Raw genomic sequence first — 15,226 nt, forward strand, 5'->3', positions numbered from 1 at the left:
GCCTCAACGCAAAAGCACGCGATGCGCGTGCCGCATACGTCAATGCAACTTGACTATCCAGATAGTCGCTCACCCGGCGCGACGCGCCGACCTCTCCCAAGGGAGAGGTGAACCTCCGCCGTCGATCCAGTTCAACCTAATCTCATCAAGCTCTAGCCGGCCCGACCGAACGCGCCGGCAGCGGCGTCAAGCCGGCCGCCCTGGTTGCGGACTCGCCGGCAAGCGCGTCTATTGCACGCCGTAACGCTTGAAGTCGTCGACGATGCTGCCCTGAATCGCCTTGGCCGCCGCGATGTCGGCATTGCCGGCGGCCTTGTCGCCCTGCTTCAGCTTCGCCAGCCCGCGTCCATAGAGTGCGCTTGCCAGCTTCGGATCGATCCGAAGCGCGGAGCTATAGTCGTCGATCGCCGCGCCAAGCTCGCCGGTCTTGAGATGGATCAGGCCGCGCGAATCGTAGGTCGCGGCGTTGGCCGGCCCCGATTGCAGCGCCTTGTTGCAGTCTTCCAGCGCCTCCTGCAGCTTGCCGAGAATGGCCCGGCTCCAGCAACGTCCATTCCACACGCCATCGAGGTTCGGCTCGAGGCGAATGGCCTGATCGTAGTCCTGCACTGCGCGGGCATAGTCGTTCTTCTTCAGATAGACACCGGCGCGGTTGGCAAAGGCTTCGCCGTAGTTTGGGTTGAGCTTGATGGCCTGATCGAACGCATCGGTCGCGCGATCGTACTGGTGCTTTCTGAAATAGGCCACGCCGCGGTTGTTGAACGGCTTGGTGTAGGTTGGATTGAGCTCGATGGATCGGTCAAAATCCCGGATCGCGCGGTCATAGTCTCCCTTGCCGGTGTAGGCATTGCCACGGTTGTTGTAGGCGATCGCAAGGCCGGCCGGCGTCATGTCCTGACCCGCATCGATCAGCGCCGAGCACGCACCGATGCGCGCGTCAGCCGCCGTGTGGTCGGCGCCGCTGCACAGCTCGATATTGCGCAGGTAGTTGTTCCTCTGCGTCGGGCTCTGCGCGCCAACCGACGGTGTGAGCAGCAGCAGGATGAAAAGCGCCGCCAGGCCGCCACTCCCACCGAAACCTGCGCGAGGATTCATGTCGGGCTCCGGTTTTGACGACGCAGTCGTCGCCGATATCCGTGAGTAGCCGCTCAAGACTGACGCCCTGCTCGCCTAGCACCCTCGACAAATGTTCGGATTGAACCTGTGGATGTTCTGCTCGGGTTGCGCCGCCGGGCGTGTCGCAGGCTTCCTGAGCAGCTTGCTCTTGCCCTCTTCCACGAGCGTCGCGAACCTCACCGTACCGTCATCGGAAATTTCGATGCGTGGCGTGGTGCCTCGAATTCCCATCGTCGCAGCGGGAGTGTCGATCTTCATGTCGCCAGTCTTCGCGATGTTGCCGGCAACGAAGGTGAACGTTCCATTGGCCAGTTTGAACAAGGTCGAATTCGACTTGCCGTTCGGGTCGTACACAAACTCGGTCATCGCCATCTTGGCGTCGCTCGACAGATTGAACGAGGTGCCATCGGTGAAGTTGATCCCGACCCGCCCATCGGCCCCGGTCTGCACCACATCGCCTAAATAGACGCGGTCGCCAACCTTCGCCTGCGGCGGTTGATCGGACAGGGCAGCCTGCACGACGACCGCACTCGGATGCTGGATCGTGACCGAGCCGGTGGCGGTCACCACTGTCCCGATGAAGCTCGCCGAGGAATTTTGAACCGCGGGTTGGGCCCGCTCGGTTTGCGCCAGCATTGGACCAGGCGCCAGGGTCACGATCGCCAAAACGAAGCTTGCAAGTAATTGAACAATCAAATGGTTACGCACGATCCCCTCCGTTGAGAAGAGCTTGTCGTGTCGCGGCGCGATGGTGATTTGGACCGCCGGGCCGGGACCGCAGGACCTCTACTGCCGACCGAGTTGCTGCAAAACAGGCCTTAAGGGCCTGGTGTCGTTCGATTAAAAATTAATAAGTGGACAATTCACTTGGTAAATATACACTAAATTTAGTGGGGGTGCACTTGCGATAATTGGTAGCAGTTCTACCGTTTCCGCGATGGCTCTCCGCTGCATTGGAAGCCGATTTTCACTACCGAATTTAGTTTCAATCAGGACGTTTCGGCGGGCGAGCCTATGGCTGCGGGTGCGGGGTCTTTTCACCTCGTAGAGACCGCAAGCCAGACCAAAAACTAAGGCAGCACCTACCGCCTGAGCCGTTCAGCAGGCGAAGAGCCAATGTTAGTCGCGTCCGGCGTAGCGTTCGGGGGCGCGAGTTCGGCCGTTTTAGGCCGGCTGCCCCGGGTGATTGGCGTTGTCGATACGGTGATCGGTTGCGGCACCATTGTGCGTGCGCGCGACATCGCCCTCTCCGTCGTGGCCGGCGATCCGGTTTGCCAGGGTGACGTCATCGAGGTCGCAGCCGGCGGGCGGGTCGAAATCCGCTTGATCGACGGTGCAATGCTCCACCTGCCGGCAGGCACCCGGCTGGCATTGGGCGATCTGACGGAGAACCCGGTTGGCAGCTTGCGGCCGGGACTGTTCGCGAAAGCCCGAAGCATCTTCCGCTTGATCGGCAGCCGGCTGGCCGGGTCAGACGTCCTGACCGCGGATACGCCCGTTGGCATCGTTAGGGCCAGCGGCCTCGGCCTGCTGTCGTTCGCCGCGCTGACCTTCTCGCTGCTGAAGGATGCCCAGGCCGCGGAGCCCAACGTCACCCTCCTGGACGACGACACCATCACCTACAAGGACATGCACCACGGCGTGTTCGAGTTGGTGACGAAAGAGGCGAACCCCCGGCATATCGTCGTCGACGACCCCGGCGTCACGGTCGTCCTGACCACAAGAGGGTCGTCGGTCGGCGTGAGCCAGGTCTCGAACAGCCCTGCCCACATGGAGGATTTGCGGAACGCACAACAGGAGACGCTTGCCAATCTCGAGAAGGCGGGACCAAAAGGCTCCAGCACGCCCGTATATCAAGGGTCGCCCCTGCTGCAACCGATCAATTTCATTGCGCCTGACCCATCGCAGGCGCCAAATCAGCTCGCACCTCTGCCGGTGGTCCTCCCCGAGTTCATCATCACTTTCAATCCGCCACCACCGACACCTCCCAAGCTGACCTTCGGAGCAGCGCCGTCACTGACGCTGAGCGCGACCCATCTGACGGCGACGGAGCTGGACGACAACATCGCCGGCTCCGCGCCGAACGTCGCGCTGACGACCGTATCTGGGGACTTCTCGGTGAAATTCGCCAGCCCACAGGACGCAGCGGGCGCGACAGTCAGCTACGCGCTGACAATCACCGGCGGCAACGGCATGGCGTCGGGGGTGATCGACTCGCATACCGGCCTCGCCGACGTGCTGGTTCTGAACAGCAACACCGTTGAAGGCCACGTCGGCGCGGCTGACGGCACGCTGGCATTCACCATCACGCTCGATCCAGTCACGGGGTACGTGATCTTCACCGAGTACCGGTCGGCGATGGCGCCTCCTGGCACCAACACCGACGACAACGAAGCCGTGTCACTGGCGACCGGGATCGTAACCCTGATTGCGACCGTGGTGAAGGACGGCTTATCCCAGAATGTGACCCTCGATCTCGGCAGCAGGTTGACCTTCATCGAAGATGACCCCAGCATCAGCACCAGCGGAATAGCCCCCTCGCTCACGCTGAGTGAGAGCCATCTGACGGCAACGCTGCTGGACGACGACATCGCAGGCTCGATGCCGAACGCAGCTTTGACGACGACCTCCGCCGACTTCTCGACGGCATTCAACTCGGTCCAAGGCGCGGATGGTGCGACGATCAGCTACGCGCTGACGATCACGGGCGGCAGCGGTACCGCGTCGGGCCTGATCGACTCCCACACCGGCCTCGCCGACTTATTGGTTCTCAATGGCAATAGCATCGAAGGCCATGTCGGTACGACCACCGGCACGCTGGCGTTCACCATCGCGCTCGATCCGGTCACCGGACGAGTGACCTTCACCGAGTACCGCGCGGTGAAGCAGCCGCTCGGCAACAGTCCGGACAGCGGGGAAGGAGTGGCGTTGAACGCCGGCCTAATAGGCCTGGTGGCGACGATCACGGACAAGGATGGAGATTTCCGGAGCGCGAGCATTGATCTTGGCAAGCAGCTGACCATCACCGACGACGGTCCCAGCATCAAGGCGAGCGGTGCAACCCCGTCTCTGACCTTGAGCGAGACGCATCTGACCGCAACGGCCCTCGACGACCACATCGCGGGCTCGGCGCCCGACGCCGCGCTAACCACAACGGCCGCCGACTTCTCGACCGCGTTCACGTCGGTTCAAGGCGCCGATGGCGCAACGATCCGCTACGCGCTGACGATCACCGGCAGCAACGGCACCGCGTCGGGCGTGATCGACTCCCACACCGGCCTCGCCGACGTATTGGTTCTGAACGGCAACACCATCGAGGGCCATGTCGGCATGGCGAACGGCACGCTGGCATTCACCATCGCGCTCGATCCGGCTACGGGGCTTGTGACTTTCACCGAGTATCGGGCAGTGAAGCAGCCGTTTGGCACCAGCCCGGACAGCGGCGAAGGCGTGTCGCTCGCGACCGGCATCGTGGGCCTGACTGCGACGATTACGGACAACGACGGTGACTTCCAGAGCGCGAGCCTCGACCTTGGCAAGCAGCTGACCATCACCGACGACGGCCCGAGCATCAAGGCAAACGGGACCGCGCCATCGCTGTCGTTGAGCGAGTCGCATCTGACGGCAACGGCGCTGGACGATCACATCGCAGGTTCGGCACCGGATGCATCGCTGACGACGACGTCAGCCGACTTCTCTACGGCGTTCACGTCGATTCAAGGCGCCGACGGCGCGACCATCTGCTACGCGTTGACGATCGCCGGCTGCAACGGCACCCCGTCGGGCCTGATCGACTCGCACACCGGCTGCGCCGATGTGCTGGTCTTGAAGGGCAATACAATCGAAGGCCATGTCGGCAGCACGAACGGCGCGTTGGCATTCACCATCTCGCTCAATCCGGCCACGGGCTGCGTGAGCTTCACCGAGTATCGGGCGGTGGAGGAGCCGTTCTGCACCGGTCCCGACGACGCGGCAGGCGTGTCGCTTGCGGCCGGCATTATAGGCCTCACTGCAACGATCACGGACAAGGACGGCGACTTCCAGAGCGCGAGTATTGATCTCGGCAAGCAGTTGGCGATTACGGAAGACAGTCCGACAATTGGTGGCTTCCCAGTGACCGACATCGCCGCTCACGACTATCAAGCCGCAACCGGTACTTTCGATGTCAATTTCGGCGCGGATGGTGAGGCCGCAATGCACGTCGCCATCCACGACGGCGAGGTCGGCAGCACGGGATATGACCTAGCGACCTCAAGCCTCGGCGATGGCGTCACCTCGGTGCATGTCACCGGACACGGCGATGACTACACTTTCTACTATTCGACCCATGCGGCCGGTGGCGGTGTCGAACTGGACGCCTACCGTACGGATTCAGGCGGTGCGCTGTGCGATCCCCTCTTTGCACTCCTGATCAATCCGGACGGCACCTATTGCTTCAATTTCGAGAAGGTCGAGCAGTTGAAGGACGTCACCGTCACCGGCTCCGATTTCGGCGCCTCGAACGGCGGCTCGCCGCAACTCACGGCTCCGGACGCACAACTCGTTGTCACAGGGTCTGACTGCGCCGGTCATCCCCTCGATGTCAAGGCATCGAGCGACGGCATCTCGGTCGGTGATGACGACCAGCAAATCGCCCCCTCCGAGCGGTTGAATCTCGCATTCACCGAGAAACAGTCACAGGTCGATTTCACTCTCGCACACTGGCAGGATTGCGGCACCGCTACCCTGACTTTCAAGGTACTCGACGGCAGCACCTGCGTTCACGACTTCAGCATCTGTGTTCCCAAACCACCCGGCGGCTGCGCCGGCATCGTGGTGCAGGAAACGTCGAACACGTCGTTGATCAATACCTACACCTTCGACAACGCGACGCAGACATACACGCTCTACGTCGGAAAGGCGTTCAATCAGGTCCAGATCGACTATGATCGAGCGGAAGCCGGCCACCCCACCTTCACGGTCAACAACATCACCTACGACGAGAAGACGAGCCTTCCGAGCACGGATCTTCTGTTCGATGTATCCGCCGTTGACAAGGACGGCCATTCGGCCACGACCGGCCTTCAGGTTGACATCCAGGGCGCCAGCGCCGGGACACACGCCCTGCCATTCGCGCCCAGTCCGGAAAGCGCCGCACAGACCGGAGGCACCGTCATTTCAGATCAAGTGACGCATGTGCAGCATGATCTGATCCTGTAAGGGCCCTGAAGCCTGGTGAAAGTCCTGGCCCGCGTCAGCTATTGGCGCGGGCCAGGATGATCTCTCGCATCAGTGCCAGCCTTCGCCGGCCTTCAGCGCCGCCGAGAGGCTGCGCACCGGGCGCGTCACCAGCGGATCGAGGTCGAAGCGCTTCTCGAGCATCCTGAGGATCGACGTGGTGTCGAAGTCCTCATGCGCGACGCCCGACTTGTTGAAGCGCTTGGCGATCAGCAGCGCCGGAATGCGGGTGCCCGGGCCCCACTGGTCCGCAGCCTTGGCCTCGGCGCCATGACGGTTGAACGGCGGCGGCGGAACGTGGTCCCACTGTCCACCGAACTCGTCATAGGTGATGACGATCAGCGTGTCCTTGCCATCGGGCCCTTCGACGATCGCCTTGACGAGATCGACGAGATGCTGGCTGCCTTCGGACTCGCTGGTGTAGCCCGGATGCTCGTTCTCCTCGCCGATCGGCTTGATGAAGCTGACCTGCTTCAGCCGGCCGTTCTTGGCCGCCTGGATGAACTCCGCTTCGTCCTTCAGGTGATCCCTGCGGGCCTGCGTTCCCGGCGCGTAATTGGCGAAGTAGTTGAGCGCCTGATGGTGAAACTGGAAATCCACGTCGGGGCAGTTCGGGAACACCGCCTTGGAGTTATGATTCGGATCGGTGCAGGTCGTGCCGTTGCCGTTGGTCCAGCCGGAAGCGCCGACATCGCCGTTGGCGTTCGACCAGCCGCCCGAATACCAGGCCCAGTCAACATGCTTCGCCGACAGCCGATCGCCGATGTTCGGATTGTGCAGCGGCGGCAGGCGCTTGATGTCCGGAGTGCCCGGGGAATAGGGCTGATAGGTCGGCTGCGTGGTGTTGACCGCGTAATCGCCGCAGGCGAGGCCGGCCGGCAGACCGGTCTGGTTGCACTTCGCCGTCAGCTGCGCGTCCTTCACCGTGGAGAGCGGCGTGTAGAGCGGCGTGCTGGTCGGCATGCCGTTCGCATCGACGATCGAGTGGAAGTCGTTGGCGCTGCCGTCGTTCAAGGCGCCGACGAACTGCGGCGCCGCGGCCGCGACCAGGAACTGGTGGTTGAGGAACGAACCGCCGAACGCGCCCTGGAAGAAGCTGTCGGCGACGACGTAGTTCGGGGCGCCGTGGCTATGCAGATAGGCGTAGATCGGCAGCTTCTTGGTGTCGTAGTAGCCCATCACCAGGCCCGATGCGTCGCTGCCGGTCACGTAGCGGTTCTGCCGGCCGCCGTTGAGCTGATACTGCTCGCTGTAGAAGCGATGCACGATGTCCTCGGTGCAGCCGCCGGGCGCGCCGGTGCCGTTGAGGAAGCCGTGTGGCGCGAAGGCGCCGACCGGCTTCGGACAGGTGGTCGCCGAGGTCGGGATGAAGTCGTTGATTTCGAACGGCTTGTTCTTGAACGCGCTCAGGATCGCGACCGAGCCGGTATTGTCGGTGCAGGTGGTCGGCTGCGGCGACGGCGAGGTCAGGTTGACGTCGTTCTGCAGCAAACAGGCATAGACGGTCTGGTTGTCCTGGCGGACCTGCAGCGTATGGGCCTGATCGGCATCGGACGTGCCGTTGATCCGGTCACGACCGACATCGCCCCAATGCCCGTAGAGGTTATCGAAGCTGTGGTTTTCCTGATAGATGACGACGATGTGCTTGTACTGATGCACGCCTTCATGGCCGCGGTCACGCAGCTCACGCAGCTCGTCCCGCACCTCGTGCTTGAACTCATCAACGATCTTTTCGACCAAATTCTCGGCGCTTGCCACCGGTGAGATGGCAACGGCGCCAGCAACAACTGCGAGCGCCGGAATGGCTCCCCAAAGCCGCATAGTGCTCTCCTGATTTCAGAAAGAAATAGAAATGGAGTTACACGCTATGCAAAACACATTTCGCTGGGATGACTGTTTTTCGACGCGCGCACAAACGCGTGAAAAGACCCGCACACGCCGATAATTTTTCCTTCTGTCACATACAGCCCGGTCTGCGGCTCGTTGATCAATCGTCATCAAACCGCAATCAACAGTCGTCTATCCAAACAGACGGTCGTTGATCCTGCCGACAGGAAACTGTCACCTCCGTGACATCTTCGACCTGCGGCGGCGCATATGCATTGTGACAAGGGGCGTTTTCTCGCAATGGCTTGGGATATTCTGGCGTCCGGCTCGGGAAAATGTCGTGCGGCATCTAGCGATCGCGGCGTCACACCGGCGCGGACCGCGTTGCTGGCGCTCGTTGTTGCCTTGCTGCCGGTGCAAGCGCTGGCGTTTCCGCTCGGCGGCGATCAGACCGTGCTGCCGGCCGGCACTGAATTATCCGAGGACGCGCTGGCGCGGCCGCGCGAGCTCTTTCATTCCGAGGCGATGGGCGGGCGAAAGTCCTATTTGGTCAATCTCGGCGATCTCGCGTTCAACTCGCCTTCCATCTTCGGCGGCAAGGCGCGTCAGGCCGAGATGAGCTGCGGCACCTGCCACGTCAACGGCGCATCGAACCCGAAATTGTTCGTCCCGGGCCTATCGTCCCGCCCCGGCACCTTCGACACGACGAGCCTCGTCTTCAACGCGAAGACGTTCAACAGCATCCTCGATCCGGTCAGGATTCCGAGCCTGCGCGGCGCCCGCTTCCTCGCCCCCTATGGACATGACGGGCGCATCACCTCGCTGCGTGAGTTCGTCTATAATGTCATCGTCAACGAGTTTTCCGGGCCGCGGCCAAGCGACGAGGTTGTGGACGGCCTCGTCGCCTATATCAATGACATCGACTTCCTCCCCAATCCGAAGATTGCGCCCGGCGGCAGGCTCGGCACGCGGGCGAGCGTGGCCGAGCGCCGTGGCGAGACGCTGTTCTTCAAACCATTCCCGAAGCAGGCCGAGTTGAGCTGCGCCGGTTGCCATCTTCCGGCTGGAACCTTCAACGACCAGGTGCGTCACGACGTCGGATCGGGCGGACTGGTGAAGACCCCGACCCTGCTGAACGCCAATTTCAATGCGCCGTACTTCCACGACGGCCGCTACGACACGTATGAGCAGGTGGTCGAGCATTTCGACCGTGTGTTCGACCTCGAACTGTCGGCCCAGGACATGCAGGACCTCGTCGCCTATCTGAATGCGGTCGGCGACGGCGAACGTCCATTCGACAAGGACGGCGTCGTGCTCCGGATGAAGGAGGTGCTGGAATTGTCGAGCGTGCTCGAGGCCGCGATCCCGGCCGCCGATACCGCGGTGGTGTCGCTGGCCGTGACCGGGGTCGGCGCCGAGCTGCGCGAGTTGACCGAGCACATCCCCGACATCAGGAACACCTCGATCGGCGGCAAGGACGAGCGGCTGGCGGCGCGCGCGATCCTGAAGGACCTCGTCCTCACGCTGCGCCGCATCGACCTCGAAGTCGCGGCCGGCCATACCGACGAAGCGATGACGGAGTATCGCAAATTCGCCCAGCTGGTGAATTTCGACGTTCCCGTTGCGCTAAAGAAGGCCGAGCCGTGGTCGCTGTTCAACGGCAACGTGCATCAAGCTCACTACACGGCGCTCGGCCGGATGCTGCCGGTGGCGAGCGGGCAATCGCAGTAGCGCGCGGCCCATCACTGCGAGGCCGGCGGCTCGACCCATACATCGCTCTGCTGGATCCGGCGGATCAGCGCCTGCGGATCGAACTTGCGCAGACCCGCGGGGATTTCGAAGCTTTGCGCCGGCTGGGGCTCGTCCCGGATGTGATCGGCTGATATCACCGTCCCGTCCACGGTCTTGATCTGCACCGGAAAGCTGCGCGCGCGGTCGATCCAGCCGGTAAAGCTCAAACCGGACGGTCCGGCGATTCGATAGATTTCGGTATTGCGTCCCGCGATTGCTTCCTGTCCATCGTGCTGGCAGCGCCAGGTCGAAACATCGACCGGCGCGGATAGCTGCGCCATCGCCAGCCATTGGCGGCACGGATCGTCGGGATCGACCGGCACGAACAGCTGGGTGAGCGGGCTCGATTGCATCGCATTCATGTAGACATGTGCGGCCGGCCGGACGAAATAGGCGGCGGGTCTGGCCGCATCGAGCAGGAAGAAGCCGTCGGGCAGCGCGGTGGTCTCGATGCGCGCTTTTCGGCCCGAAACCCGCAGCGTTCCCATCGCGGTTGCCGTATCGTCCTTCCGCGCGACGAGGTCGGCGGAGAATTGCTGCGCCGTGGCCTCTATCGGCGCGGCGGCCAGGATGGCGACGGCGAACAGGCAGGCCGCCGCGCGCCGCCGTCCCTTGCACGTCTTTTCGTCGCGCGTCATCGCATACCCCAGGTTGTTCACTGATAGGCAGGCAGAACATGACGGCGCCGACCGAACCAAAGGTTCGATCGGCGCCGGCCTTGGATGGGTTCAAGACCTTGTCGTGGACGAGAGCTCGATCACTCGGTGTAGGACAACGAGACCGGCTTGCTGAAGTCGAACGCGTCGAACAGGTCAGACAGCGCCGGGCTGTTGGTCGGGACGTACTCGTTGTTCTTCGAGTAGCTCGGGTTCGGCAGGTTATCGCGGCTGCGGTTCGTGAGCGGCTGGAGGCTCCAGTTGCGTTCGATGAACTTCAGCAGCGAAACGTGGTCGGCGTAGTTGTGGTTGACCTTGCCGCCCGTCGAATAGGGCGAGAGGATCAGGGTCGGAATGCGCGGTCCGTCGCCGAAGAAGTCGATCGACTGCTGGTAACCGGAGTCCCAGTAGCCGCCGGCCTCGTCCCAGGTGATGAAGACGGCGGTGTCAGCCTTCAGCTCCGGATTGTTCTCCAGCGCGTTGAGCACGTTCAGGACATAGGCTTCGAACAGGTCAACCTTCGAGCTCTGCGGGTGACCGTCGAGCAGACCGTCCGGCTTGCCGAACGACACCGAGGGCAGCGTGTTGTTCTGGATCGCCGTGATCAGATCGGCAGTGTCCTTCATGTGAGCCTGACGCACGGCCGGATTGGCCATGATCGAGGTCGCATACTGGAACGGATTGCAGATCTGGCAGTAGGCAACGCCGAGAGCATGCGCCGGATCGGCGAGCGCAGCGGCGCTGAGGTTGGGGTTCGACGGATTGGCGGCAACCGCGGCATTGGCAAGCGCCACGGCGTCGTTGAACGCGCCACCATAGAACGCCCAGGAGATGTTCTTCTCCATCAGCGCATCGCCGATCGTGCGAACCGACGACGGCGGAACGTTGTTGCCGCCCGACAGCGCGCCGTTCGGCAGATAGCCCGGATTGACGTTGTTGAGCATGTAGTAGTGGTTGGGCTTGCAGTTCGGCTCCGCCGCGTACGGCAGATTGTTGAGATAGGTAACGATCGGCTTCACGCCTGGCTGGAACACGTCCGAGCAGTTGCTCCAGTTGCCGTCGACGGTGTAGCGGTTGACCGAGCCCGTGGCCGGGTTCGGGTTGGCGATCAGGTTCGCCGGCGGCGTCACCGGATTGCCCTTGCCGTCGCTCCAGAAGGCCGCGTCGCCGGTGCCGAGCATGAAGTGGTTCGCGCCGGTGCCGCCGTGGAACGACTGGTGGAAATTGTCGCTCAGGGTGAAGCGGTCGGCGAGCATCTTCAGGACCGGGGCCTGACCCTGCTGGGCGTTGTAGAAGCCCATCGAGTTGGCCATGCTCTTGTTCGACGACGAATAGGTCGCCATCACGAACGGGAACAGGTCGTTCAGGCAGCCCGAATTGTTCTTCTTGGTGGCGTTGGCGGCGCTGCAGTCTTCCTGCTGCCAATCCTGATAGAAGCGATGGGTCGAGTCGCCGGTGTAATCGTCGTCGCTGATCTGCTCACCCTGCAGCGGGAACGGTCCGTTCAGACCGCCGGCGCCGGGAACGCGGGTATCCAGCACACCGGTCGGCAGGCCGCTGAAGCCGGTGGTGAGGATGTCGAGATCGGCCGGATCCATGTCCGTCTCGATGTTGGCCTCAGTGATCGTCTTGAAGGGGGGCGCCGTGTCGCTCTGCGCGGTCGGCGTGCCGTTGGTGTTCGGCTGCGGCATCAGGTTGGTCGCGTTGTAGGGCGACTTCGAAATCGCCGGCGCACCGATGTAATACAACGGCTGGCCAGCGACCGAGGCCTGCTGCGCCTGCGCGAAGTTCGGTCCCGGCGTTCCGTCCTCGTTGACGATACCCTTCGACAACAGGTTGGAGATGGTCTGCCCCTTGCCCTTCGGCTTGTAGATACCGAAGGTGTGATCCAGGCCGCGGTTCTCGCCGATCAGAATAATGACGTGCTTGATCGGCGAAGCGGTCTTCGCGCCGTGATCGCCGTCGCCATGATGGCCATGGTTCTCATGCTTCGCACGATCGCCCTCTTCGTGCGCCTGATGATTGTGATGCGAACGCTTGTCCCAATCACTGCGACCGCCCGGATAGTGAGCGGCATATGCGGCTGTTGCGACGAGCACCGATGACGCGATGCAGAGCGCGGTGCTGGTTCGCCAGTGCTTTTTGTAATTCAAACTCATTGTCGACCTCAGGGTGTTTGCGGTTAGCAACACGCCCTGCTTAGTGCGACAGTATGACGCATGCTTTTCGCTTACGTGAAAGCGCGCGAGAAATTTCGAAACGTTCAAAGATTTTCCCGTGGAGACATCTGCCGTCGCGCGATGCGTCTCCACGATTCGACTCTTCAACTGAAGATCGAAAATTGACGACGCAATCCACGCAACGGCACGTTGCGCGAGTGCACCGCAATACAAGCTGATCAATGCGAAACGTGCCTGGAGCGCATCACCTCGCGAAGTGCAGCGTAATGCTGGTCATGCACGCCTTGATTGAACAGCGACCACGGCTCGGCGCTGGCCAACAGCGCAGGCACCGCAGCAGCCATCAGGTTGCGATAATTCCTGAACTCGGTCGCAGCGTCCGCATAGCGTCCCGCTGCAACGGCCATCTCGATTCGCCGCAACGTCAGCACGAGCTCTTTCAGCCCGTTGCGCGCAAGCACGCGCTGCTGCTCGCCGCCCGACACGCTGGTGTTCTTGCGATCGGGATATTGCTCGGTCAATTCGCGCAGCTCGCGGCCGATCGTATCGACCGCCAGCGCGACAACGTCCTTGTCACCGGCAGGAATCGCGGTCGCGAGCACCGTCGAAAAATCGTTGATCTCCTTCAGCGTCGCACCGGCGCCGTCGCGCTCATAAGGCTGCACGCCGTCGCCGACGGCCGTGAGATAGGCGACGAGGTCGCCCTTGTCCTGCGCCGAGAGGTCGAGCTGAAAGGTCCGGTCGAAATAGTCGACCACCTGGTTGTAATTATCGAACCGGCCGTCGTGGAAATACGGCGCGTTGAAGTCGGCGTTGCGCAGCGTCGGCGTCTTGAACAATCCGCCCGAACCGACATCGTGCTGCTGGTGATCGACAAAGCCGGACGACGGAACATGGCATCCCGCGCAGCTCAGCGCAGGATCGTGCGGGAACGGTTTTGCGAACAGCGCTTCGCCGCGGCGCTCCGCGTCGGTGATCCTGCCGGCCAGCCGCCCGGCGGGACCGAGGCTCGGATTGGGCAGGAAATCGATATCGTGAAGATAGGCCACGATCGCATCGAGCGTTGCCGGCGACGGCTCGGGTCCTGCGAACTCGTTGGTGATGACGTTATGGACGAAGTCGCGCAGCGAGGCGAACCGGCCGTCGGCGCCGTAGGGCGCAAGGTAGCGCGCGCCGCGCAGGCTCGGGATCCGCACCGGATCGAACGCCAGATTATTGGCCTTCGGATTGAACAGCGGGCCGGTGGTGTCGAACGTGCCGGGCCGGCTCGACATCTTCGGCATGAAGAACTTGGCGTTGTTGGCGCCATTGACGTGGCAGGTGCCGCAGCTCACGCCGGCCTGCCGCGCCACCTCGCCGAGCAGCCCCGGCGAATTGAAGGCGAGATCACCGAGGTTGACCAGATACGACTTGGCTCCGGTCCGCTCCGACTGGAACACCTCGCGCGGCTTGTCGAGCGCATCCTCGTTCAGCTCGGTCGCGACCGGTAGCACGGTCTTGTCACCGTCGACCGGAAACGCCGCCGCGCGTCCGAGCAGCGCAAGGGCGACGACGCCGGAGAGCAGCGCGGCCAGACGCCGGTGAGGCAAGGTCATCGCGCCTGCGCCTCCAGGGTCGGGCGCTGCAACCCGAGCTTTGCCGAGGCACTCTGCAACGCGACGACCAGTTCCTCGCTGGTCCGGCGCAGATCGGCGATATTGACGTGAGGCAGGTCGGGCGTGGCGACGATCGCCTGCAACTGCTCGATGCGGTTCGTCACCATCTCGTCGAGCTTGCCGTCCACCGTGTTGAGCGCGGCAGAGAAAATCGTGTGATAGGCGAAGTCGATGCCGGCGATATTGTTGCGCATATCGTCCAGCGAGGTGCCGCTGATGCGCGACTCGCCGCCATCGGCCTTGCTCTCGCCGACTTCGTAGGCGAGCCGCACCGTGCCGTCCAGCAGCCCCTGCGGCGTCAGCTTGATGTCCTTGAGCTTGCCGTGAAGGTCGTTCAGATGCTCGACGAGGCCGGTCGCATCGGCGGCAACATCGGTGCTGGCAGCGCCGAATAGCTTTGCCTCGATGGCATGAAACCCGCTGTCCGCGTTCGGCCAGGCGTCGATCTGCGCATCGAGCTCGGGCACGAAGCCCGCGGTGAACACTTCCGAGCGCTCCCAGCCGGCGCGCGCCGACAACCAGGCCTTCTTTGCACCGGGCAAATCCGCGGCAGCGGCGCGTTCACGCAACGCGCGCGCGCCCGCCAGCGCGCTGCCAACGCCCTCGATCAGGTAGGGTCGATAATGCTCGGCGCCGTCCTCAAGAGCGCCCGCATTCGCGGCGCGCACGTTTGCCGACGCTGCCAGCAAAGCCAGGCACGCCGCCACTCGCATCTTGTACATAGTCAACCCACTCATCTGCCGCGAAGGGCTCGTGGCATGCAACGGTGCGAACTATTGTCGGT

Annotated in this window: 9 protein-coding genes; 2 read left to right on the forward strand and 7 right to left on the reverse strand. The window is 62.9% G+C overall.

What is annotated here, in order from left to right:
• Nucleotides 1-228: 228 nt before the first annotated feature.
• Entirely contained in the window at nt 229-1,095 is an 867-nt protein-coding gene (locus QMZ05_RS09425; protein ID WP_353700511.1) for a tetratricopeptide repeat protein, read from the reverse strand.
• 75 nt (nt 1,096-1,170) lie between these two features.
• Complete coding sequence (locus QMZ05_RS09430; RefSeq protein WP_353700512.1) at nt 1,171-1,824, reverse strand: FecR domain-containing protein; 654 nt, start codon at nt 1,822-1,824, stop codon at nt 1,171-1,173.
• A 408-nt stretch (nt 1,825-2,232) separates the two neighbouring features.
• Here QMZ05_RS09430 and QMZ05_RS09435 point away from each other — a divergent pair, with 408 nt between their 5' ends.
• Nucleotides 2,233-6,315: a DUF5801 repeats-in-toxin domain-containing protein gene (locus tag QMZ05_RS09435; protein WP_353700513.1), complete on the forward strand. Its 4,083-nt coding sequence runs from the start codon at nt 2,233-2,235 to the stop codon at nt 6,313-6,315.
• 69 nt (nt 6,316-6,384) lie between these two features.
• Here the strand turns inward: QMZ05_RS09435 and QMZ05_RS09440 are convergent, their stop codons facing one another.
• The gene (locus QMZ05_RS09440; RefSeq protein ID WP_353700514.1) at nt 6,385-8,154 is read right to left on the reverse strand and encodes an alkaline phosphatase family protein; all 1,770 of its coding nucleotides are present in this window, start codon (nt 8,152-8,154) and stop codon (nt 6,385-6,387) included.
• Nucleotides 8,155-8,460: 306 nt separating this feature from the next.
• On the opposite strand from QMZ05_RS09440, the gene QMZ05_RS09445 reads away from it, so the two are divergent.
• A complete protein-coding gene (locus QMZ05_RS09445; protein ID WP_353700515.1) occupies nt 8,461-9,891 on the forward strand; it encodes a cytochrome c peroxidase in 1,431 nt (476 codons plus the stop codon).
• A gap of 11 nt (nt 9,892-9,902) precedes the next feature.
• Here QMZ05_RS09445 and QMZ05_RS09450 read toward each other — a convergent pair whose 3' ends face one another.
• The 4 genes from QMZ05_RS09450 to QMZ05_RS09465 form a co-directional block, all read right to left on the reverse strand.
• The gene (locus QMZ05_RS09450; RefSeq protein WP_353700516.1) at nt 9,903-10,589 is read right to left on the reverse strand and encodes a hypothetical protein; all 687 of its coding nucleotides are present in this window, start codon (nt 10,587-10,589) and stop codon (nt 9,903-9,905) included.
• A 119-nt stretch (nt 10,590-10,708) separates the two neighbouring features.
• Complete coding sequence (locus tag QMZ05_RS09455) at nt 10,709-12,766, reverse strand: alkaline phosphatase family protein (RefSeq protein ID WP_353700517.1); 2,058 nt, start codon at nt 12,764-12,766, stop codon at nt 10,709-10,711.
• Nucleotides 12,767-13,005: 239 nt separating this feature from the next.
• Complete coding sequence (locus QMZ05_RS09460; protein ID WP_353700518.1) at nt 13,006-14,382, reverse strand: cytochrome c peroxidase; 1,377 nt, start codon at nt 14,380-14,382, stop codon at nt 13,006-13,008.
• Nucleotides 14,379-15,179 carry an EfeM/EfeO family lipoprotein gene (locus tag QMZ05_RS09465; RefSeq protein WP_353700519.1) on the reverse strand — a complete coding sequence of 267 codons (801 nt, stop codon included), beginning with the start codon at nt 15,177-15,179 and terminating at the stop codon, nt 14,379-14,381. Before QMZ05_RS09465 ends, QMZ05_RS09460 begins: the two co-directional genes overlap by 4 nt.
• Nucleotides 15,180-15,226 lie beyond the last annotated feature (47 nt).

Origin of the sequence: Bradyrhizobium sp. INPA03-11B (genome assembly GCF_040446015.1) — a bacterium.
In the GTDB taxonomy this organism is placed as follows: Bacteria; Pseudomonadota; Alphaproteobacteria; order Rhizobiales; family Xanthobacteraceae; genus Bradyrhizobium; species Bradyrhizobium macuxiense_A.

Excerpts from the sequence above, each read along its gene's own strand:
- QMZ05_RS09450 (WP_353700516.1), bottom strand. The coding sequence starts at position 10,589 with ATGACGCGCGACGAAAAGACGTGCAAGGGACGGCGGCGCGCGGCGGCC.
- QMZ05_RS09465 (WP_353700519.1), bottom strand. The coding sequence starts at position 15,179 with ATGAGTGGGTTGACTATGTACAAGATGCGAGTGGCGGCGTGCCTGGCT.
- QMZ05_RS09425 (WP_353700511.1), bottom strand. The coding sequence starts at position 1,095 with ATGAATCCTCGCGCAGGTTTCGGTGGGAGTGGCGGCCTGGCGGCGCTT.
- QMZ05_RS09440 (WP_353700514.1), bottom strand. The coding sequence starts at position 8,154 with ATGCGGCTTTGGGGAGCCATTCCGGCGCTCGCAGTTGTTGCTGGCGCC.
- QMZ05_RS09455 (WP_353700517.1), bottom strand. The coding sequence starts at position 12,766 with ATGAGTTTGAATTACAAAAAGCACTGGCGAACCAGCACCGCGCTCTGC.
- QMZ05_RS09435 (WP_353700513.1), top strand. The coding sequence starts at position 2,233 with ATGTTAGTCGCGTCCGGCGTAGCGTTCGGGGGCGCGAGTTCGGCCGTT.
- QMZ05_RS09460 (WP_353700518.1), bottom strand. The coding sequence starts at position 14,382 with ATGACCTTGCCTCACCGGCGTCTGGCCGCGCTGCTCTCCGGCGTCGTC.
- QMZ05_RS09445 (WP_353700515.1), top strand. The coding sequence starts at position 8,461 with ATGGCTTGGGATATTCTGGCGTCCGGCTCGGGAAAATGTCGTGCGGCA.